The organism is Pseudoalteromonas sp. OOF1S-7 (assembly GCF_022347765.1).
Taxonomy (GTDB): domain Bacteria; phylum Pseudomonadota; class Gammaproteobacteria; order Enterobacterales; family Alteromonadaceae; genus Pseudoalteromonas.
Genome location: NZ_JAKRFZ010000006.1, coordinates 194,644 through 214,499, shown reverse-complemented (window position 1 = coordinate 214,499; position 19,856 = coordinate 194,644). Strand labels below are relative to the sequence as shown.

Annotated in this window: 21 protein-coding genes; 9 read left to right on the top strand and 12 right to left on the bottom strand. The window is 48.9% G+C overall.

Going from position 1 to position 19,856, the window contains the following annotated elements:
* Positions 1-3 precede the first annotated feature (3 nt).
* Positions 4-468: a GNAT family N-acetyltransferase gene (locus MHN33_RS11470; protein WP_239398069.1), complete on the bottom strand. Its 465-nt coding sequence runs from the start codon at positions 466-468 to the stop codon at positions 4-6.
* A gap of 635 nt (positions 469-1,103) precedes the next feature.
* Here MHN33_RS11470 and MHN33_RS24035 point away from each other — a divergent pair.
* Positions 1,104-2,006, top strand: coding sequence for a GNAT family N-acetyltransferase (locus MHN33_RS24035; RefSeq protein ID WP_343224843.1), 903 nt, complete (start codon positions 1,104-1,106; stop codon positions 2,004-2,006).
* Positions 2,007-2,029: 23 nt separating this feature from the next.
* Here MHN33_RS24035 and MHN33_RS11455 read toward each other — a convergent pair whose 3' ends face one another.
* On the bottom strand, positions 2,030-2,815 hold the full coding sequence (locus tag MHN33_RS11455) for an MBL fold metallo-hydrolase (protein ID WP_239398067.1): 786 nt from the start codon (positions 2,813-2,815) through the stop codon (positions 2,030-2,032).
* A gap of 253 nt (positions 2,816-3,068) precedes the next feature.
* On the opposite strand from MHN33_RS11455, the gene MHN33_RS11450 reads away from it, so the two are divergent.
* The 6 genes from MHN33_RS11450 to MHN33_RS11425 all read left to right on the top strand — a co-directional run bounded on the left by MHN33_RS11450 (position 3,069) and on the right by MHN33_RS11425 (position 10,692).
* A complete protein-coding gene (locus tag MHN33_RS11450; RefSeq protein ID WP_239398065.1) occupies positions 3,069-4,097 on the top strand; it encodes a DUF4097 domain-containing protein in 1,029 nt (342 codons plus the stop codon).
* A gap of 98 nt (positions 4,098-4,195) precedes the next feature.
* Positions 4,196-4,975 carry an SDR family oxidoreductase gene (locus MHN33_RS11445; protein WP_239398063.1) on the top strand — a complete coding sequence of 260 codons (780 nt, stop codon included), beginning with the start codon at positions 4,196-4,198 and terminating at the stop codon, positions 4,973-4,975.
* Positions 4,975-5,994: an AraC family transcriptional regulator gene (locus MHN33_RS11440; protein ID WP_239398061.1), complete on the top strand. Its 1,020-nt coding sequence runs from the start codon at positions 4,975-4,977 to the stop codon at positions 5,992-5,994. Before MHN33_RS11445 ends, MHN33_RS11440 begins: the two co-directional genes overlap by 1 nt.
* A 69-nt stretch (positions 5,995-6,063) precedes the next feature.
* Positions 6,064-8,244, top strand: a complete 2,181-nt coding sequence (locus MHN33_RS11435) for an ATP-binding protein (protein WP_239398059.1) — start codon at positions 6,064-6,066, stop codon at positions 8,242-8,244.
* Positions 8,245-8,439: 195 nt separating this feature from the next.
* Complete coding sequence (locus tag MHN33_RS11430; protein ID WP_239398058.1) at positions 8,440-9,171, top strand: glutathione peroxidase; 732 nt, start codon at positions 8,440-8,442, stop codon at positions 9,169-9,171.
* Between the two features lie 72 nt (positions 9,172-9,243).
* Positions 9,244-10,692 carry a dihydrolipoyl dehydrogenase gene (locus MHN33_RS11425; RefSeq protein WP_239398056.1) on the top strand — a complete coding sequence of 483 codons (1,449 nt, stop codon included), beginning with the start codon at positions 9,244-9,246 and terminating at the stop codon, positions 10,690-10,692.
* Here MHN33_RS11425 and MHN33_RS11420 read toward each other — a convergent pair.
* Together MHN33_RS11420 and MHN33_RS23865 are read right to left on the bottom strand one after the other, a co-directional pair.
* Positions 10,689-10,832, bottom strand: a complete 144-nt coding sequence (locus MHN33_RS11420; protein ID WP_239398054.1) for a hypothetical protein — start codon at positions 10,830-10,832, stop codon at positions 10,689-10,691. The genes MHN33_RS11425 and MHN33_RS11420 overlap by 4 nt on opposite strands.
* A gap of 52 nt (positions 10,833-10,884) precedes the next feature.
* Complete coding sequence (locus tag MHN33_RS23865) at positions 10,885-11,007, bottom strand: hypothetical protein (RefSeq protein ID WP_275442781.1); 123 nt, start codon at positions 11,005-11,007, stop codon at positions 10,885-10,887.
* A gap of 24 nt (positions 11,008-11,031) precedes the next feature.
* Between MHN33_RS23865 and MHN33_RS11415 the strand changes: the two genes are divergently transcribed.
* Positions 11,032-11,388, top strand: a complete 357-nt coding sequence (locus tag MHN33_RS11415; protein ID WP_239398053.1) for a RidA family protein — start codon at positions 11,032-11,034, stop codon at positions 11,386-11,388.
* Positions 11,389-11,555: 167 nt separating this feature from the next.
* On the opposite strand, the gene MHN33_RS11410 is transcribed toward MHN33_RS11415, so the two are convergent.
* Positions 11,556-11,762: a DUF4437 domain-containing protein gene (locus tag MHN33_RS11410; protein ID WP_239398052.1), complete on the bottom strand. Its 207-nt coding sequence runs from the start codon at positions 11,760-11,762 to the stop codon at positions 11,556-11,558.
* Positions 11,763-12,283: 521 nt separating this feature from the next.
* Between MHN33_RS11410 and MHN33_RS11405 the strand changes: the two genes are divergently transcribed.
* Positions 12,284-12,625: a metalloregulator ArsR/SmtB family transcription factor gene (locus MHN33_RS11405; protein ID WP_239398051.1), complete on the top strand. Its 342-nt coding sequence runs from the start codon at positions 12,284-12,286 to the stop codon at positions 12,623-12,625.
* Here the strand turns inward: MHN33_RS11405 and MHN33_RS11400 are convergent.
* The 7 genes from MHN33_RS11400 to MHN33_RS11370 all read right to left on the bottom strand — a co-directional run bounded on the left by MHN33_RS11400 (position 12,622) and on the right by MHN33_RS11370 (position 19,844).
* The gene (locus MHN33_RS11400; RefSeq protein ID WP_239398050.1) at positions 12,622-13,881 is read right to left on the bottom strand and encodes an NAD(P)-binding domain-containing protein; all 1,260 of its coding nucleotides are present in this window, start codon (positions 13,879-13,881) and stop codon (positions 12,622-12,624) included. The genes MHN33_RS11405 and MHN33_RS11400 overlap by 4 nt on opposite strands.
* 79 nt (positions 13,882-13,960) lie before the next feature.
* Entirely contained in the window at positions 13,961-14,944 is a 984-nt protein-coding gene (locus MHN33_RS11395; protein WP_239398049.1) for a permease, read from the bottom strand.
* A gap of 204 nt (positions 14,945-15,148) precedes the next feature.
* Positions 15,149-15,451 carry a hypothetical protein gene (locus MHN33_RS11390; protein ID WP_239398048.1) on the bottom strand — a complete coding sequence of 101 codons (303 nt, stop codon included), beginning with the start codon at positions 15,449-15,451 and terminating at the stop codon, positions 15,149-15,151.
* Positions 15,452-15,751: 300 nt separating this feature from the next.
* A complete protein-coding gene (locus MHN33_RS11385) occupies positions 15,752-16,228 on the bottom strand; it encodes a hypothetical protein (RefSeq protein WP_239398047.1) in 477 nt (158 codons plus the stop codon).
* A gap of 169 nt (positions 16,229-16,397) precedes the next feature.
* Positions 16,398-16,715: a hypothetical protein gene (locus tag MHN33_RS11380; protein ID WP_239398046.1), complete on the bottom strand. Its 318-nt coding sequence runs from the start codon at positions 16,713-16,715 to the stop codon at positions 16,398-16,400.
* Positions 16,716-16,732: 17 nt separating this feature from the next.
* Positions 16,733-16,933 carry a hypothetical protein gene (locus MHN33_RS11375; protein WP_209051953.1) on the bottom strand — a complete coding sequence of 67 codons (201 nt, stop codon included), beginning with the start codon at positions 16,931-16,933 and terminating at the stop codon, positions 16,733-16,735.
* Between the two features lie 13 nt (positions 16,934-16,946).
* Positions 16,947-19,844, bottom strand: coding sequence for a transglutaminase-like domain-containing protein (locus MHN33_RS11370; protein WP_239398045.1), 2,898 nt, complete (start codon positions 19,842-19,844; stop codon positions 16,947-16,949).
* Positions 19,845-19,856 lie beyond the last annotated feature (12 nt).

Below are 19,856 nucleotides of genomic sequence, written 5' to 3'. Positions count from 1 at the left end.
GGATTACTCTTTGTTTAATGACAACGACATAAAGACACTGAGTGGGTTATCACGGTACAGACCAAAGCGTTCGCAACGTTCAAAGCCAAGGCTTTCGTACAGGTTGATGGCTTTTTCCTGCTTGACCCCGGTTTCCAGGCGGATCAATGGAATTTGTGCATCGCCCGCGTAATGTAGCAAAATTTGCATTATACGCTTCGACAACCCCTTTCCACGATACTGAGGCTTAACATACAAACGCTTTATTTCACCGTATAAGGTTTTATCAAACTGTTTGACGATGGCCCCACATGCCACTATGCCTTCTTCATTACGCAGCCCCACAGCACGTACATTGGGTTGGTTGAGTTCTTCCAGAGCCAAAGACTGATCGCTGGCTATGGGATAGAGGGTATTCATCAGGCGGTCAATTTCTGCAAAAAGTTCTCTAACACTTAAATCATCGTTTTTTAAATCAACTAATTGCATAATTTTCCTTTGAACAGAGCAGTTACTTTTCAGGGGCAATCTCCCCCTTAGTACAACATGTAGTCTGGCTCAGCGTGACGGCTGATCAGGCAACATAAAAGAGTATTTTAACGTACTTTGCGGGAAATATAACTAAATATATTCAGATTATATGGGTAGGAAACAAGTTGCAGCATGTGATTAACGTGCAGCGTTAAACTTATGCAAAAAGCTGATTAGTGTCAGACAGACTCCCATGGAGTCTTGTCAATCAGGCTAGCCAGAGAGTAAGCGCGAATAACAGGACAGTGGCAATCGTGATGAAAAACAGTGAACACTGATTATGACCGGGGCGATCTGATTGTGAAAACAACATGATTAACTCCTCCTGCGCTCCTCCCGACAATCAAAACCACAAAAGTATTAATAAAAGAGAAGGCAATACAACCAAAAGTAGTAACATTGATAGCAAAAAATGACCCAAAACACCAGAAATTTGTGCACATATTATCCTGAAAATTAGGTCAATTTTGGTGTTTAACAAGCACATCCATATAATACAAATACTTACGCGGTACCTTCTCACGGTATAAAAAACCCCAAAATGACTTGGTTTTGAACCAACACGGACCTATATAAGGAAAAAAGGAGTGACCATGATCACATTAAAAGCAGCGAATAAAGACAATTACAGTGAAGTATTTGCACTGCAACTACTGCCAGGCGATCTGAGTTTTATTGCGTCACCGGCCGAAGCCCTGGCCGAATCCGCGTTTTTCCCATACTACCGGAATCTGCTGATCTACCACGCGCAAACCCTGATCGGCTTTATTCAATATCATCCCATGGAGCCGGAGGGCACCCAACATGAATACACTATCACTCAGCTGGTCATAGACAAACGCTTTCGGCGCCAGGGTTTTGCCACTCAGGCATTGCGACAATTACTAGTGCGGCTCAGAGCCAAGTCGGATTGTCAGGTTATTTCAGCCGTTTATGTTGAGGGCAATGAGCGAATGCGCACCTTGCTCAGCCAGCTGTCATTTGAATATAAAGGACGCTGGAATGACACCAGCTACCTGATGGAGTGGCACAGTAATGAGCCCCTACCAGAGGTGTATTTGAGCACCGTGTGGCAGAAGAATTTCGAACAGCTGGGTGACCTTGAACTACACGAGCAACAAAAGCCCTTAGTCGCCCCCAACGATTGGACCTTGCTCGAAGCCGCCTATAATCCTGGCTATGAAGTACGTGCTATCAACTACCAGGAAAAGCAAATCGGATTACTCATGTGGGTGGCGGAGCAACCGCACCGGATTTCAATTTGGCGATTAATGGTGGATAAAGCTCATCAGCAGCAGGGGATAGGCAGACAAGCCCTTCAGGCTGCGCTGGACGAGATCCGCAGCCACCGAGAAATCACAGAAATTGCTATCTGCTACGTACCCGATAACCCGGTTGCAAAAGACTTTTATGCCAGCTTTGGCTTTGTCGAAACCGGCTTTGATGAGGAGGAGCAAGAAATGCTGGCTGAGATCAAATTAAGCCCGTCTTACTGACCTGCACCTGAGTGTAAAGGGGCTTAACACAGGGAGATAAGCTGTTGGGGTTCGGCATAACGAATACCTGCCTGTTCAAACGCATGGATATCGTCAGCGCCGTGATAATGATATACACAGAGCCTGGCTAAGACTGCTGGCGGGTACTCCTTTAAAAGCTCATCCAGCCCGGCGTGGCTGGGGTTTGCAGATGCCACGCAGTCATGAAAAATAATCTCCCCCTGAGTCACCTGATGGATCAACAACTCAGGAATGGGCCGGGTATCGCCGCTATAGAAAAAGCGTCCGGGAAGATGCAAAGAGAAGGCACTACCGGGGGCCTGATGACGGACCGGATAGCAGTTTAGCCTGAGCTGCTGATGGAAAAACTGCTCACCCACCGGATGCAACTCAAAGGTATGCCAGACATCTTCACGACGCTCTGCCAGGCCGGTATACGCCAGCATGGCAAACAGTGACTGGATCAATTGTACTGGCACATATAAACGCACTGTCTGGCCACTTAAAGCGGCCTTAAAATACAGCTGTTCAAGCCCACCAATATGATCGTAGTGCAGGTGAGTGATAAATACTGCCCGGGGCAGCGACTGGCTGCCAAAGGCCCGTTTATAGCGCGCCAGCGTATCATGGCCGCAGTCGATCAGCAGCCAGGGGCGGGCGTCGCAGCAAATTACACAGGCGGAATTCCCCAGCTCGGTTGCACTGGCCGCACCTACGCCCAAAAATAACGCACTGTCTGGCACGCCTGTCTGAGGCTGTGTGCGCTTTGGCTGCGCCTGTGCTGGCCGGGTCACTATCGAATCTAACATCAGTCTGCTCGTCAATACTCACCACTCGGTACAAAGACAATGCTAGATGCAATAATTGACATTCCCGTGACATACTCGCCCCCAGCCTGTAAATAGTTACACCACTATTTGGCTAATTTCACCACATTCAGTCACTATATGTTCAGCACGGAATTCAGAGAAACTTTAAACAGCTGATATTATTAAACTATTTTATTGGCACTTGTTTTGCTTTATTCCTTTTATATAAAAAAGAACAAATTGGAATTGCATCATGATAAAAAAACTCTCTCCTTTATTCGCTGCGCTGGCACTCAGTGGCTGTGTGATCCACATTGACGGACACAGCAAAACCGTTGCAGACGTGGAACTACAAAAAACCCTGACCCTCAACGCCACCGAACTGCGCAGCCTGGTCGCAGACACCAGCGCCGGTTCGCTGGATATTGTGGGCGTCGACAACCTTACCCAGATTGAAGTCGATGCCAGGATACGGACTGACAAAGAGCACAGCTATCAGCTTAGCCTTGAACAGGACGGTAACAATGCAAAGCTGATTGCAAAACATAGCGCCCGGGTTGGTATTGTCTGGTACAGCGGTAATAGCCCTAAAATTGACCTGTCCCTGCGCGTGCCCAGCCACCTGATGCTGGATATTGACGATGGTTCGGGTGACATTGCCATCACCGGCATGACCGGCGATATCGAACTGGAGGATGGTTCAGGTGATATCAGCATTAACGGCGCTGCAAACGTCAAAATTGACGATGGTTCAGGACAGATGCTGATCCGTGGTGTCAGCGGTATGCTGGATATCGAAGACGGCTCTGGCGACATTACCATTGAAGGCGGCAGCCAGCTTAAGCTCGATGATGACTCGGGGCAGATCTATATCTCCGATATTAGCGGCGATATGGACATTGAAGACGGCTCAGGCGACCTGCAAATCATTGGCGGACGTTCGCTCACCCTGGACGATGAATCCGGCAACATTAGCCTGATGGACCTCAGTGGCGACCTGCACATCGTGGATGGCTCGGGTAATGTCGAGATCCGTGGCGGTAACACCCTGGATTTACGCGATGATTCCGGCTTTGTACGCGTTCAGAACTTACAGGGCAACGCCAAAGTAGACGACGGCAGTGGCAACCTGGTACTGCAAAATATTAAAGGTCATGTCACCATTGATGATGACTCCGGCGACATCGAGGTGATAGAGGCGGGCGGTCTGACCATCACAGGCGACACCTCGGGCGGACAACGCATCGAAAAGGTCCGCGGCGAAGTAAATATTCGGGATTAATAGTCACTTTTTGCAAGTAAAGTGTCACCTTCTGCCAGTGAATTACCGGATGTCTTCTTCTACAATGACGTCATAACTTCTGGTAACAAGGTGACATCATGACTTACACAAACACAGCCCTGATCACAGGCGCATCTTCGGGGATAGGGTTAGAGTTGGCGCGCTTGCATGCGCAGCAGGGCGGCGATGTCGTGCTGGTTGCCCGCTCTGAAAACAAACTGATTGCCCTCAAAAAAGAGCTGGAGCAAAGCTATGGTGTCAATGCCAGTGTAATAACCGCAGACTTGACCGACCAGGCTGCGGCACAGCAGATCTACACCGCAACCAAACAACAGGGTATCGAGGTCGATATCCTGATCAACAACGCCGGTTTTGGCGGCCATGGTTTTTTTCATCAACGTGAATTGTCTTCCGACCTGGAGATGATCCAGGTAAACATCAATAGTCTGGTTGCGCTGACCCACCTTTTTGTTCAGGACATGACAGCCCGCCAACGTGGCAAGATCCTCAATGTTTCCTCAACCGCCTCGTTTATTCCGGGCCCTTTACAGGCCACCTATTATGCAACCAAGGCGTTTGTTACCTCGTTCTCTCAAGCGCTGGCAGAAGAACTCAGAGACAAGGGGATCAGCGTCACCGCCTTGTGTCCGGGACCCGTGGCAACTGAATTTGCCAAAACAGGCAACCTCGAAGAGCTGGCGGTATTTAAGCAAGGTAAAAGCGCCAGCTCTGTGGCCAGATGTGGCTATCAGGCCATGCAAAAAGGCCAGTTACTGGCTTTCAATGAGCCTGTGTTAAGCTTGCTGTTAAACTGGATTGTGCCGTTGTTGCCTCGTCGCCTGGTGCTGTCTATGTCACGTCGCACAATGGAAAAATAATGAAGCGCACAGCGAAATTTACTCTGTCACCGCACTGCCTGATCATGTTTAAAGATCTCGATCTGGACCCGGCACGGCTGTTAAAACAGGCAAAGCTACCCGCCGATCTGTGGCACACCTTACCAACCTCCGTCAATGCGGCCCAGTATTTTGATCTGTGGCATGCGATGGAGGCACAGCTCGGTGAAACTTTGCCGCTGAAACTGGCGCAGCACCTTAATGTTGAAGCATTCGACCCGGCCATTTTTGCCTGTTTGTGTAGTGCAGATCTGAGTAGCGCTATGCATCGCCTGAGCAGCTACAAGCCCCTGATCGGACCGCTCACGCTGGACGTGCAAGAAGATAACCAGGGTCTGCTGCTACGCCTCGACTGCTATGGGTATGACAAACCCCTGCCCAAGTCGCTGGGCTTATGTGAGCTGGCCTTTTTTACCCAGCTTGCGCGCCTGGCAACTCGCTCAGAGGTGGTACCCAAAGCCCTGTATGTCACACAACTGCCCGACAATCCGGACGATTTTGACAACTATTTTGGCACCCACCTGACCCTCAGTAGCCAGGTCGCGATACGTTTTAGCGCCGAGGATGCAAACCGACCCTTTATGACTGAAAACGCCGCCATGTGGTCTTTCTTTGAAAATGACCTGGCCCGGCGTTTAGCAGAGCTGGATGCCAGCGCCAGCATGACCCAAAAAGTCAAAGCCCTGCTGATGGAGCTGCTGCCATCGGGGCAGGTGAGTGCTGAGCAGGTTGCCGCCAAGCTGGCGATCAGTAAGCGTACCTTACAACGCAAACTTGACGGGGAATCCGCTAACTTTCAGTCACTGTTAAGTGCACTGCGCTCAGAGTTAGCCCGACAATATCTGCGGCGTTCAAGCATGTCTTTGCAGGAAATCGCTTTTCTGCTGGGCTTTAGTGATGCCAATACCTTTATTCGCGCATTCAGTCAGTGGAATGGCGTTTCGCCGGGCCAGTTCCGAAGTCAACATGCCGTCTGTGCAACGAAGGACTATCCAATTTAATAGAAAAGTTGGATAGGCGTTTATGCTCATTACACATAGAATTCAGTGTCATACTTTTGGACACTGATTTTGAAAAACGTACTCGCCTTAACCTTTGCAGCCCAACTCTGTGCACTGTGGCCCTCGGTGTCACACAGTGCAGATTTTGCCGCTTATGAGCAGCAATTCCCATTAAAGGGACGAAAGACTTTCCGCGCGGCACTGCAAGAAGGCGAGGCGTTACTCACACAGTCAACACTCACTCCGCAACAACGGACCTTTGTGCTACATCGCACGGCATTGCATCTGGTCCGATTGGGCGAGTATGATCGTGCCCGCAATCGACTTGAAGCGCTCGCCAGCCATTTGAGCACTCATCCTGATGACTCTATGCAGGGTAAGTATCACTGGGTGCATGGCGATCTGGCCTTTCGCTTAGGGCACAATCAAAGCGCCCAATCCCACTTTCTCAGCGCCAGCCAGTTTTTCTCCCGCACTCAGGACTGGCGCATGCTTAGCCATACCTATCGTATGGCCGCGAATGCCGTCGCAAAGGGCAGCCCGGATCTGAATGCAATTGAGCACATTGCGTTGGCAAAGCACTATGCTGAGCTCGACAACAATATTTCTTTGCACAATGCAGCCTTTGACACAGAAGCCAGAATTTACAAACTCTTTGGCCAGTTAGACAGGGCATTGGAAAGTCGTCAGGCCCAGCTGAGCTGGCTTGGGCAGCAAAGTGAACCGGACGAGGCCATGCTGTCCTCAACCTATTATGGTCTGGCAGATATTTTCGTCGACTTTGGTGACCACCAGGCCGCACTCGACGCCTTCATGCAGTCATATCGCTATGATGAGCAGGTTAATGATCACCTCTATATGGGACAAAACCAGATCCGAATTGCCGAGCAATTCCTCCAATTGGGCAATTTGATTGCTGCAAATAAGGCATATGAGCAGGCTAAAGTCCTCAGTGAATCAATCGCTCACAAACGTAACCTGGGCTGGGCTATCGCCGGGCTGGGTCGTGTAGAGTTTGCCAAAAAAAACTACCCACAAGCCGCTAACTTAATCGGCCAGGGCCTGGCTTTGATCAATCCGGTGCATAGTCAGGCACTCCACAGCCAGCACCTGGTCTGGTATGCCAGTGCCTTGAGTCACCAAAATCCAGCTCAGGCTATCGAACAGTTGGCCTCTTTTTTCGAAGTCACACCAACCGATACTATGGTGGAAGCCGCTAAAGTGCTCGCATTTGCGCATTTGCAGCAACAAGACTTTGCAGCAGCTTTACGTTATCAAACGCACGCGACTGAGTTGCTCCAACAGCAAACTGAACAGTCACGACTGACCCGGCTGGAAGCCAAAAAGCGTGATGCTGAGCTTCATTTGGAAACACTCAAAGTGAATCAATTGCAAAGCGGGCTGGATGAACAAAAACGCCAGAATAAACTGCAAAGTGTTATTCTGGCAGCTGCCATTATCGTGCTGTTGAACTTTTTCCTGATGTTTTACCTCTATCACCTAAAAAAGCGCAAAGTGATGGAAAAAGAGGCCGCCGTACTCAATCAGGCCCTAACGCTAAAACAGCAGCTATTGGCTGACGTTTCCCATGAGCTGAGAACGCCTCTGACCGTGCTTAAATTAAACATCGAGGCACTGCAACACAATTTAATTACTGACCCAGATGCCACCTACACACTGATGCAAAGTCGTTTGTCTATGTTAAACACTTTGATAGCCGATATTTATGAGCTGGCACAGGCAGACACACACAGCCTGCAACTGGACCTGCAAATACGACCAGCCAAAGCTCTGTTTGATGAGTTACTGAGTGCCATTAAACCTTTAATCGCACAGCACGAGTTGAAACTGAACACACAGAATACTCTTTCCGACACACTGGAAATTGCCTGTGATATAGACCGGATGCATCAAATCTTCAACAACCTGGCACGCAACAGCTGCCACTACACCAATAAGCCCGGACAGATCAGTGTGACCATTACGCAGCAAGCTGAACACCTGATCTGTCATTTTGAAGATTCCAGCCCGGGTGTCGGTGATGCCGATTTACCCCGCCTCACCGAACGACTTTATCGCTGCGATAAATCCCGCAGCCGCGATCTGGGCGGCTCAGGTCTGGGCCTGTCAATTTGTCAGAAGCTCACTGAGTTGCATCAGGGGCAGTTATCTTTGTCGCACAGCAAACTGGGTGGTCTGTGCGTGACCCTGACGCTACCACTTGTACAACCCGCACAATCCGATAACTAAGCTCAGTTACCTTTCCCTTGCTTTCACTTAGTGCCGTTTTACTTTCATGTAATTACGGCTAATCTAAAAGCATCATCGTCTGAACGCTGGACGATTCATTCCATTTTTCCAATCGAACCAATTAATTTAACCCATTATACAAATGAATCGATTCACCTGATAATGGCTTCATCGAAATCAAAGGAGACAAACATTATGCTAAACAATATCGAAGGTCAGACAGTTCCTCAGGTCACTTTCCCGGTACGTGAAAACGACGAGTGGAAAAATATCAGCACAGATGATCTGTTCAAAGGCAAAACCGTTGTGGTGTTCTCACTGCCAGGTGCCTTTACACCGACCTGTTCATCAACGCACCTGCCACGTTACAACGAACTGGCTGGCGTATTTAAACAAAATGGGGTTGATGACATCGTCTGTATCTCTGTCAACGATACATTTGTGATGAATGCCTGGGCCAAAGATCAGGAAGCAGAAAACGTAACGCTTATCCCGGACGGAAACGGTGAGTTTTCTGAAGGCATGGGCATGTTAGTAGACAAAAAAGAGTTGGGCTTTGGCAAACGCAGCTGGCGTTACTCTATGCTGGTCAAAGACGGCGTGATTGAAAAAATGTTCATTGAGCCGGATGTACCGGGCGACCCGTTTGAAGTATCTGATGCCGATACCATGCTTGAATACATCAACCCGGAGCAGGTAAAACCGCAGCCAGTGTCGATCATCACCAAACCAGGCTGTCCTTTCTGCGCCAAGGCGAAAGCCCAGCTGGACGAACAAGGTCTGGTTTATGAAGAATTGGTGTTAGGTCAGCAAGCCACCCTGACCAGTCTTAAAGCGCTGTCTGGTCGTGAAACTGTTCCGCAGGTATTCATTGGCGGTAAACACATTGGTGGTTCAGACGACCTGGCGACCTACTTCGCGCAGTAACCACACGAACTCAAAAAGTCATCTGTAAAGGGGCTTAACAGCCCCTCAACTCCCTTTGCTCAGAGGTAAAACATGAAACAACTTGAAACTGACGTCGTCGTCATTGGTGCGGGCACAGCCGGGCTCAGCGCCTATCGAAATGCCAAGCAATCTACTGACAAAGTGTTAATGATCGAAGCCGGTGCATATGGTACCACCTGTGCTCGTGTCGGCTGCATGCCCAGCAAGTTGTTGATTGCTGCGGCGGAAGCTGCACACAGCGTCAGCGAAGCGCCCAAGTTCGGGGTTAATACCACAGCGCCCGAAATCGATGGTAAAGCGGTGATGGCCCGGGTGCGCAGCGAGCGAGACCGGTTTGTCGGTTTTGTGCTCGAAGCCGTGGATGAACTGCCAGAGCAAGACAGGATCAAGGGGTATGCACGCTTTTTGGATGCCAATCGGGTTCAGATTGACGACCATACTGTGATCACCGCCAAACGCTTTGTTATCGCGACCGGATCAAGACCGAATATCCCGGGCTTTTTTCAAGCCTTTGGCGAGCGCTTGATCATCAATGATGACGTGTTTGACTGGCAGGACTTACCCGAGTCTGTGGCCGTGTTTGGTCCTGGCGTAATTGGTCTGGAACTGGGGCAAGCCCTGCATCGCCTGGGCGTGAAGGTGAAGTTGTTTGGCGTCGGGGGCAACATTGGGCCGCTGACGGATCCGCAAATTCAGGACTATGCCAATACCGTGTTTGGCGAAGAATTTTATGTCGACAGCGATGCCAAAGTCTCAGATATGAAGCAGGTTGGCGATAAAGCACAGCTGACCTACATTGACCACGACGGCAAGCCACAAACAGAGCAATTTGATTATGTGCTGGCAGCAACGGGCAGAGTACCGAATGTCGATAAGCTGGGCCTGGAAAACACCGGCATAGAGCTGGATGATCGCGGTGTGCCGCTGGCTGACTCGCACACTATGCAATGTGGCGACAGCCATATCTTTATTGCCGGGGATGCCAGCAATCAGATCCCATTGCTGCACGAAGCGGCCGATCAGGGCACCATTGCCGGTCAAAATGCCGGACGCTTCCCGGATGTGCGCAATGGCCTGCGCCGCGCACCAATTGCAGCGGTATTCAGCGACCCGCAAATTGCGATGGTGGGGGAGAGCTTTAAACAACTGAACGAGCGCTATGGCAAATGTGGCTGCTTTGCCATTGGTGAAGTGAGCTTTGAAAACCAGGGCCGCAGCCGCGTGATGCTAAAAAATAAGGGTTATATGCACCTGTATGCAGAGCAGGGCAGTGGTTTGTTCCTGGGCGCTGAGTTTATCGGGCCTGCCGCTGAGCATATCGCGCATCTGCTGGCCTGGGCCGTGCAAAATAAGATGACAGTGCCCCAGATGCTGGATATGCCTTTCTATCATCCGGTCATTGAAGAGGGGCTGCGTACTGCGCTGAGAAACCTCAATGCCAGGCTCAAATTTGGTCCGGATATTGTCCAGCATTGCATGGAATGCGGTCCGGGCGCTTAATTAAACGTCGAAGTCAGTGAGATGGTCACGCCACAGCTGGGATTCGCGTAACAAAACGCTTGCCCCGCCTGCAGTAAGCTGGATTCAAAGTGAATAGGCATGCCGCATTGCGGACAGTCAATTTTTGATTTTATACTCATGAATTAGTCCTCGTTTTTACTGGGTAAAGAGGTCAGGTTTTTTGCGAAAATATCAAGTATCGTGGTGATCCCGCGCGGTAATGGTAAGTGTGCTGCTCAGGCAGGCTGACAGGAAAAAGTAGTTACGCACCAGAGAAGGCAGTGATACCATGATCGCAAGCGAGTTTTGTTCCACTATTTATTCCAGAAAGGATCCCCCGTGATACAACGAATTGAAACCAAACAACGCATGAGCCGCATCGTTAAACACAACGGCACCATCTATTTATGTGGCCAGGTCTGTAAAGATGCAGAGCAGGGCATTAAAGAGCAAACCGCCACTATGCTTGAGAAAGTGGATGAGCTATTGCTGCAAGCAGGCAGTAATCGTGAACACATTTTGTCTGCCACTATTTATATTAAAGACATGCAGTACTTTAGCGAGATGAACGAAGTATGGGATGCCTGGGTACCAGAAGGCCACGCACCTGCGCGCGCTTGTGTAGAAGCGGCTATGGCAAGAGACGCATTACTGGTAGAGATTTCAGTGATTGCAGCAGAAATTAACCCGGCTTAACATAACGCGCCCGGTTCAATACCGGGCGGTTTTTATGATGTGCAAGGCTATTTTCGCGCGAGCTTAATTGGCGCGTTTGTTCTCACGTAAAGCAGGGCAGGTTCATCTGCACTAAGCATTATACGCACCGGCTCCTTGGCAGCCAGATAATCGCCAGGTTGTAACACCTAGTATTGCTGTGTTTTTGCCTGCAAAAAATTCAGCACACCGCGAATAACCACCGCTTTAAATTCGCTGCCAGTGCTGAACAGTTGCACCTCGATATTGGCAGGCAACTTCACCAATACACCAGCCAGCGGGCCTTGCTGCCATAAATTTTCCAGCTCTATGCCTGCCCCCTTGAGCTGCGTTGAAGGATGCAGGCTCTGCCACATCAGATTAGCATAGTGAAGATTGACAGGCCGCTCACCATTATCAAACTGCTGAATACACTGGACTTGACCACTATAAGAAACCTTTGCTGAAACGACAGAACAAATGCAGATCAGTGTGGACCTATACGTACAGACAATAATTTGGTTACAGATTGAAATATTGTCAACGTTTGACTGATAATTGCCCTGGAGCTGTATTGTTCCTGCGGGTACTATAAGTTTGATACAGTTGCTAGCCTTGGAAACCATTCTTATCTGGTACCTGCGGCTGAAAGCAGGCCTTATATACTCCTCCATAACGGCTCTATTATGATTGGCAACACGGCTGTAAAGGGGGTTTACAGTTCAACATTGAGTACGTCATTCACATAAGGTATGCTCGACGATAAATTGGTGTTCAGATAGCATTATTCAATCGGTTTAGCTGAGTATCAAGACAGTTAAAGTGAGCACAAACTGCTCCGTTTTGCCTCATTCATATATTTCCAGTACTATGGAATTATATGAATGAGGAGTAAGATATGGAACTGGCATCTGCGGCAGATAAACTCGCTGAACTGGGACACACCACCCGATTAAGTATTTTCCGATATTTAGTGAAAGGGGGCACACATGGCGTACCCGTTGGAGAAATACAGGCGGCTTTAAATGTGCCGGGTTCTACTTTATCGCATCACATTAATCGGCTGGTAAAAGTAGGGCTGGTCAGGCAACGACGAGAAAGCCGTACACTTTACTGCGTGCCTCAATATGATGCACTGATAGGACTGATTGACTTCTTGCAGGAAGAATGTTGTGTTAACCAGCCAGACGAACCCAGCTGTAATAGTGCATGCGATGATGCTCAGGGCGGATCGCTCTAGCTGCAACACGCGCCTTGTTGCGTCTCAGGTGCACCGGGAAATCTCAGCTGAGATGAGCGAGCAGCAACATCATTGCCCGCTAAAGACTCAACAATAGAGCGAACTTGCTCATAGCCGGTCAGCATTAAGAAAGTAGGAGCGCGTCCGTAGGATTTCATGCCCACAATGTAAAAATGCCTATCATGATGAGACAACTCATCTACTCCGTGTGTGCGCACCGAGCCACAGCTATGCAGGTTGGGATCAATCAGTGGGGCCAGCCGCGACGGCGCTTCAACGATATGGTCCAAGTCCAGCCTTAGCTCCCGCAGCATCTCCAGATCGGGGCTGAAACCAGTCGCTACGATGATATTATCAACCTGCATCTTAATATGCGTTCCGGCTGCCAGGGCGCTGATATCTAACCCATGCTCTGTACGGGTGAGCTCTTTAATGTCTAATTGGGAAACCAGCTTTAGCGCACCATGTTCCATGGCTTCTTTGGCCGCCAGTCCGAGCTGTCTGCGCGCTGGCACTTTGTCGTTAATACCTTTACCCAGCAGCTTATCGATATTGTCTTTGCGCAACCCCCAGATCACCTCGGTACCGGACGCCACCGTCTGCAGTCGCAGCAAATCCAGTACGATATTCATTGCCGAATGACCGGCTCCCACCACCAAGGTGCGTTTTCTTGCGAAGCCATTGCGCTGAGTGCCCAGAATATCCGGGATACCATAATAAACACTTTCCTGATTGGCCAGCTCACCAGGTACAGGCAAGCCGTCCAGCCCCAACGGATTTGGGGTCGACCAGGTACCGGAAGCATCAATCACAGCATCACTGTGCAGTACCTGGATCCCTTGTTCATTTCGGCAATGCACAACGAAACGTGCACTGTCACGACCCAGCGTTGTATGCTTACTGATCCCCGCTTTAGACACGCCAAAGACCTCTGTGCTATAGCGAATATGCTCAGCCAGTTCTGGTAGCTCGGCCGCAGGTTGCAGATATTGCTCAACGACTTGCCGGCCTGTAGGAGTAACATTGGCATCTACGCCGGACCAGCCATGCCGAGTAAGCAGGTTCGCAACAGCCTCATCCACCATATAAGACCAGGGCGTAAACAGGCTCACATGTCCCCATTTGAGTATTGCTGCCCCGACGGTGTGACCTTTTTCAATAACGGTGGGACGTATCCCCTTTTCCACCAGTCGTGCAGCCGCTGCCAGACCGATGGGGCCGGCACCGATAATAATGACCTCTTCGATTGGTTTCATATCAGATTACCTCTTGATTAATCGTATCTAAACTCAGGCCGTCGGTTTGGTCGACAGCCTGTACAAGATAAATAAGCAGTTAAAAAATAAGGGTGTATAAGTATCCGGCTGACATCGCCATGCCGAGTACCACACTCAGGAATGCCAGGATCATCTGCGTCCTGAAAATGGACTTAAGCAGGATGACTTCCGTCAAGCTGGCACCGGCACTGCCAATGATTAGGGCCATCACCGACCCCAGAGCCATCCCTTTTTGCACTAAACCGGCACTCAGAGGGATCACCGCAGAAGCACGGATATACAGAGGAATACCAATAATTGCAGCAAGTGGAATGGCATACCATTTGTTTTCACCGGCATAGTCAACAATGAGCTCTGTCGGCACGAAGCCGTATATAAATGACCCTATGGTGATACCAAGCAGTAAATAGGGCAGGGTAGCGAGAAAGTCTTTCCAGGTTGTTCGCCAAATTCGCAACCAGCGATTTTCTGCCAGCTTTAAGTCTGTAGCAGGGTTTTTCTCACCTCCACATTGGCGATTTTCCGAGTTAAGCGGCGTCTCTTTGCTCGTCTGGCCAACCTTGCAGGTCGACTGACTGACCGCAGCCAGGTAGGCTTCGTCCCGGACATAACGCTCAAACCCCAGTCGTTCCAGCAAGTAGCCAGACACCACTGACGTGATCAAAGCAACCGAAAAGTAAAATATCGCAACATCCAGTCCAAAGGTGACAATCAATAAGCCAATAACAATGGGGTTCAGCAAAGGGCTGGAAAACAAGAAGACGGTAACTGGCCCAAACCCGGCACGTGCCTGCAATAGTCCTTTCAGGAAAGGGATCGTTGAGCAGGAACAAAACGGCGTAATAGCACCCAACAATGCCGCTATCATATAACCCTTGCCTTTGCGGGCACTCAGATTTTCCCTCACCTTTTCGGGCGTAATGTATTCCTGTAGTACCCCTACCAAATAACTTACAACGAGAAATAACACGGTTAACTCCAACGCAAGGAACACAAACATATCGGCCGCTTCTTCAAGCATGACCTGCATTTCTGGTGACATACATCTCTCCTGATCTAACTTTATATTTCCAGTATTATGGAAATATAAAGTTAGATCAACCAATATTTCCATGTTTATAGAAATATCAAGAAGAACGTAACTTGCACACCATCCCAAGGCGCTTCAAAAAACAACTAGCCCATTGAATTAGTTGAAAAGATAAAAAGGTTACAATGCATCGTACGAAAAACCGATGGGGCCACTTTACTTGATAGTATACTTTGCGCGACAAAGGTGCAGGCATAAGAACCAACCAAGGCACATCAGTGTGATAGCATCTGGTTCACGGTACAACACATACAGATAAGTCGCACACAAGCAATGCAGACAAGCTTTGTAGCAACGTACGCCTAAGCTGGTGCCATTACAAACATGATGTATGACTTCTGCGCCAGCAAAGGCAAGCAACAAAGATACAAACGGAGGTGACGACTCAAAGGTAAAACCATACAAGGCCAGCAAAGTGACCAAATTGAGCACGACAGCAATACCACGTTGCATGGCCATTTAGTAGATGCTCAAAGTGACAAAGCCAATCTGAAACCCAATCGCTACGCCCCAAATATCAGCATGCGTTTTTAACGCCATAAAGCGACCCCAAAAATACTTTATCAAGCAACAAGACAACCCTGACCGACAATACAAAGGCGAACTGGATCAGGGTAATAAACATATCCAATGCCTGAGTCACATTCCTTTTTCGGCAAATAGCACTAAGCCCAGCACCTCGCAACCCAGATAAAAATGACTTAGCTATGCAAAGATCTTATAAACCAGCCTGTTATCTGACAGAGTGATAAAACGTCTCTACTTTGCTGTAACGATAAATACATCAGGCCGGGAGCGTGCATAAATGACACGCAAAGGCGTATCACAAACCTCGGGCTTAAAATAGTTTTTCGCTATTTGGCCCTCCGCTTCAAACGAAACCAGGCACCTTGGTTTACAAAATCCACGATCATTACAGGTATTTGCTGGTACCGAGGTATAAACCTCTGCCTCCTGAGCTTGATGCTCTAGTAAATAGTTGTTTCTGAATGTATTTAGCTGATCAGGCATCAATATAGAAACCAAAAAGCTCAGAAGCAAAAACAGATTCAGTCTGAGTGAGCGATAGGATAAATGCCTTAAACCCAGCCCGATATAAATCGCGATACCCGCCAACATCAACAAAAAGCCACTTAACCAGTGGTTGTCTTGTTTGATATGGAGCGTATCAAACGACAGATAAAACCCTGCAAGCCAGATGGTGGCACAAGTGAACTTTAAACTATTTATACGCATCCATACCTCACTTGTGAACTGCTAGCCGGTATCAGAGCTGACAGTCAAAAAGATTCCCATACATAGCATGCATTTCTAGATTCAAAAGAGGCTCCAGAAGCAATTGTTTTTCTCCTGGGGATCTCCATTGACTTTCTCCCTCTGTATATCAGCGATATATTCGCCTGGTTTAACAAGGTAATAACATGATACCCCAAACCCCCGCGCCGCTTGCCAGTACACCACAACACAGGGTTATGACGAGGGCCACAGATACACACCTGGCTTTGGTATACTTAAAATAAACGATACCCAGACAACCCGATATGCACAGCGCAGCAAAAACAAATGCAGTGCTAAGTAACACTGCGACCCGCCAGCCTCTGTCCACCTCTTTACATTGCAAGGCCGTGATATAAGCGCTGAATTCATCCAGCAACACTTCCTTCAGGAGCAGCAACCAAAGTACAGCCAGTACTGCCAGTAACAGGCGCTGTGTGATACTCATACTGCCAGACAGCTCCCTCATGGTATCAGTAAGCCAAAGAAATACAGCAGCAGGCCTAGAGCAAACAACTGGGTGAGTGTCGCCGCCCAGTATTCCCAACCCTCGCTGCGATAGATCCAGCGGCCTTTCATAAAAACCTTACCCAGCAGTAAAGCAACGCTGACCGACAACAGAAATATCAGTTGGATCAGGGTAATGAATATATCCAGTGCAGCCACTCTCACGCTCCAGCTAGTTTCTACAAATTGAGCTAATTGCTACCGTCAACGGTGCATTACCAGCTAAAAGCCCAGTATACATCAACACGATCCCCATCAAAGGGGCAGCAAATATTCCAGCAATTGAAACGCCCACCGCAAGCATTATCAAGCCACCTAAACCGGCACAACGATGATCTATGGCCCGGTAATCAAGGAGCAAGTCGACTAGGAGCAATACCGTAATTATTGCTGCCACATAGAACAAAAAGCTCAGTGCTACCGTACTGATCGCGCCAGCTACAAATCCTAACCACGTTAAAGTTCCCGCCGCATCATCAGATAAGAAGCCCCCGTTGGCCCCCCCAGAAATTTTATACGCCCCAGCCCCAGAATCCAGATCATAAATCACATACCCAGAACCATGCCATGTGCCAACCTGAACAGGACGCTCATGCAATAGCACTGTTTTTCCTGCCTGAACAGCGATGAGAATTTCACTCCTTGCCTGACTATCAATTGTCACTTGTTGTAAAGAATCCAGGTTGGACTGGGTCAGGGTATAGATCTTTTGTCCTAAATTGGAAGCGATGTTTAACGCAGCAATTGCACTGACACCTTGTCCAGTATTTCCTCCCTTGGTCAATAAAATTTCCGGAATACGATTTTCCAGATAAGAAGAAATACCACCGATATGCTTATTAAAAGTATGCCATGTATCCCAGCAATTAGTACTGGATTCGGTGTTGTTGCTCAATTGATCTACATCCATCGTAAAACCAATTGGTTCAACACGAAAAGGAACTCCAAACCGGTAACTCACAGATAAATTGGTTGAAAATGTGCCATAACTTGGCTGACGATAAGTCACCATCTCATCTACTACGCTAGCGATGACGTTTTGTGCTTGTGTGCTAGCAAAATAGGTATAAATCCCAGCCTGGAGAAAACTGCCTACGGCCTCGTGACGAGAGATATTACTCGTCTGCCCACTTTCCAGTCGCTCTTTTAAGCGTATGAACTGATTTTTCACATCTCCCATTATTTCTCTGCTAACACCATGCGCATCTATACCAATCCCATGGTATTCACCCGCAATGAGGGGACTGGCACTCAATTCCCAGCCAAATCGGGGGCTCCAAAAACCCATAGATGCCTGCAATTCATCGCCAATTGCAAAATTGCCCCCGGATACAACTGTATTGCCAGAAATACTAATTTCAGCTTTAACGTTCGCTAATCCATAAGGAAATGTCTTTGGTAATTGTGACACATCACTCAAATCTGAGGGCAAGTAGTTTCTTAAGACCTCACTGTCCGCTCTTGTTGCCGGGGTAAAGGACAGTGCTGTTTGATAGCCCAGAATCTCAGGTAAACTTTTCTCCAGCCTAATATGAGTTTGAGGCAGGCCAGAAGCACCCGATTGCAACTCATACTTGAACTTGTGACGTAAGTTATCAGGAATGTGTTTTAATGCCTGACTGGCCCGAATAGTATGGTAGGGCAGAGTGGGTAATACCACTCCATTTTGCTGAAGTATTACTTTTTCCCCCAACACCTCCTGAACAGTAGCACCGGGAAAAGACTGTTCTAAGACATTTTCCAATTGTAACTTTGCGCTTTGCAACTTTGACTCAAGCCCTCCCCGGTTTAGGTGTTTAACCCAACCTTCAATCTCATTCTGCTCAGCCCCATCCAGTAACGAGTCTGTCAGGCTGCGCCCATCCAACTGTAGTGCAGCCTTTAAATCCACGCCCTCACTATACTCATACTGCTTAAAACTCGGATCCGCCGCATGCCACTGACCATCTTGGTAAAACTCCACCCAAACGTGTTCGAGACCGTAGGAAACCACAGAGTCTTCGGCACCTTTAATAATCACATTAGGGACACCGCCTTGCCCGAGCAGGTTTTGTGCGGCTTCAATAACCGCCACACCGCCTACCCAGTTTTTCACCTGTTCCGGATCTACCTCGACAGAGCCATATACATAACGGGCAGGCACACCCGACAGGCGCAGCAGCGATATCATCAGACTGGCCTGATCAAACGCATTGCCTCGCTGGGTCTGACGCGTATAGTCCGCCCCCTGAATGGAACCAAAAGCCGGGACATATTCAATGTGGTTGTATACATATTGGTAGATTTGCACGGGATCAGAGTTCAGGCTTGCTGCCAGCTGTTCAAGCTCAGCCGTACGTGCGGTATCCACATTCAATGCCAGATAGGCACTGAGGTCCTGAGACTCAGCCCGCTGCAATGCAGACATTGCCAGGCTCTGAGGTGCAATGCCTAACCTCGCTTGCAGTGCCTGGATACTGTCTGCCGGACGGTGTGCAACGTTTGGCAAAGGGCCAAAGGGAAGCTGGTCATTGTCGTATTGATGGTGCGAACGACCAAACTGAATATTACTCAGGTACCTCTCCAATGCCTGTGCATCCGCGAGGTTTGCACGCTCCGTCTGGGTCTGACGCTTGAGGTTGTCGGCAATCACCGGCCAGTGTGCCTCATAGGCGGCCAAAATCCGCTTGTTCAATGTCATTGCAGTCTGATCCTGCTCAGCCATTGCCTCAGCCAGTTGCTCGTGGATCTCTTTGTGACTGAGCGCGGCCAATGTGCTCAGCTGTGCTCGCATCGCCTTCAGCGACTGGCGATATATGGTCAGCGCCTGCGCTCGCTGAGCGGGCTTATCGGCATACTTGTTCACGTAATAAAGCGCTTTTTCCGTGTTGTCTTTAAGCACCTCGAGCTGCGTCATGAGCTGATCGGTATATGCTACCTCGTGGTCCTGCTGCCCCATGGCATGGCGCATCGCCAATGCCGAAGGTGAATAAAACACAAATAGCATGCACAGCACCAGGCCATAGGTGATCAGCGCCAGAATACGCCTCTGTGCTCGTATATTGTCTAGCTGTATTGTATGGTTTGTCATAATCTTTTCCCT